At 71.2% G+C, this 1,593-nt stretch carries 1 protein-coding gene; it reads right to left on the bottom strand.

Going from position 1 to position 1,593, the window contains the following annotated elements; translation table 11 throughout:
• Positions 1-1,412: NAD-dependent malic enzyme (locus tag ABZ863_RS35640; protein ID WP_358544203.1), on the bottom strand; the 1,412-nt coding region annotated here is incomplete at its 3' end.
• Positions 1,413-1,593 lie beyond the last annotated feature (181 nt).

The raw sequence follows: 1,593 nt of genomic DNA, 5'->3' as shown, positions 1-1,593 counted from the left end.
GGGGCCGCGCCGACCGCCTTGGCGGCGCTGCGGACCGCGTCGGCGACGGCGCCGGCCACCTTGTCGTTGAAGACGCTCGGGATGATGTAGTTGGCGTTGACCTCGTCCTCGGCGACGACGTCGGCCAGGGCGCCGGCGGCGGCCAGCATCATCTCGGTGTTGACCGTGTGCGACTGGGCGTCCAGCAGGCCGCGGAAGACGCCCGGGAAGACCAGTACGTTGTTGATCTGGTTGGGGAAGTCCGAACGGCCGGTGGCGACGACGGCGGCGGTCTCGCGGGCCACCGCCGGGTCGACCTCCGGGTCCGGGTTGGCCAGCGCGAAGACGATGGCGCCCTCGGCCATGGCGGCCACGTCGGCGCCGTCCAGGACGTTGGGGGCGGAGACGCCGATGAAGACGTCGGCGCCGACCACGGCCTCCTTGAGGGTGCCGGTGACGCCCTCGGGGTTGGTGTTGTCGGCGATCCAGCGCAGCGGGGAGTCGGCCTCGGCGCCGACCAGGTCGTCGCGGCCGGCGTGGACGACACCGTGGATGTCGGCGACGACGGCGTGCTTGACCCCGGCGGCCAGCAGCAGCTTGAGGATGGCGGTGCCGGCCGCGCCCGCGCCGGACATGACGACCCGGACGTCGCCGATGGACTTGCCGACCACGCGCAGGGCGTTGGTGAGCGCGGCGAGGACGACGATGGCGGTGCCGTGCTGGTCGTCGTGGAAGACGGGGATGTCCAGCGCCTCACGGAGCCGGGCCTCGATCTCGAAGCAGCGCGGCGCCGAGATGTCCTCCAGGTTGATGCCGGCGAAGCCGGGGGCGATGGCCTTGACGATCTCCACGATCGCGTCGGTGTCCTGGGTGTCCAGGCAGATCGGCCAGGCGTCGATCCCGGCGAACCGCTTGAAGAGCGCCGCCTTGCCCTCCATCACCGGCAGCGCGGCCTTCGGGCCGATGTTGCCGAGGCCGAGAACGGCCGAGCCGTCGGTGACCACGGCGACGGAGTTGCGCTTGATGGTGAGGCGGCGGGCGTCCTCGGGGTTCTCGGCGATGGCCATGCAGACCCGGGCGACGCCGGGCGTGTAGACCATGGAGAGGTCGTCGCGGTTGCGGATGGGGTGCTTGGACGCCATCTCGATCTTGCCGCCGAGGTGCATCAGGAACGTACGGTCGGAGACCTTGCCGAGCACGACGCCGTCGATGCCGCGCAGACCTTCGACGATCTCGTCGGCGTGAGCGGTGGAGCTCGCGGCGATGGTGACGTCGATCCGGAGCGCCTCGTGGCCGGAGGCGGTGACGTCGAGGCCGGTCACCGAGCCGCCGTGGGACTCCACGGCCGTGGTGAGCTGGGAGACCGCGGTGCCGCTGGCGGGCACTTCCAGCCGGACCGTCATCGAGTAGGAGACGCTGGGCGCCGTTGCCATGGCCGACTTCCTCTGCTTTCCCTGGTTCGCATACACACCGGCCACCTCTGTGCGTGGCGAGTGCTGTCCGATCGTCGCACCTACCGGCCGAGGGCACCTCGCCGGGTCATCCGCGCCGTCGCGTCCAGTGCACCGACCATCGGCAACCCGTCCAGCTCCCGGCACAGGTACAGCAGCCCGG

It is taken from the genome of Saccharomonospora sp. NPDC046836 (genome assembly GCF_040645195.1).
Lineage (GTDB): Bacteria > Actinomycetota > Actinomycetes > Mycobacteriales > Pseudonocardiaceae > Prauserella_A.
Note: the sequence above shows the minus strand (reverse complement) of the source record. Positions and strands in the feature narration are given on the sequence as shown.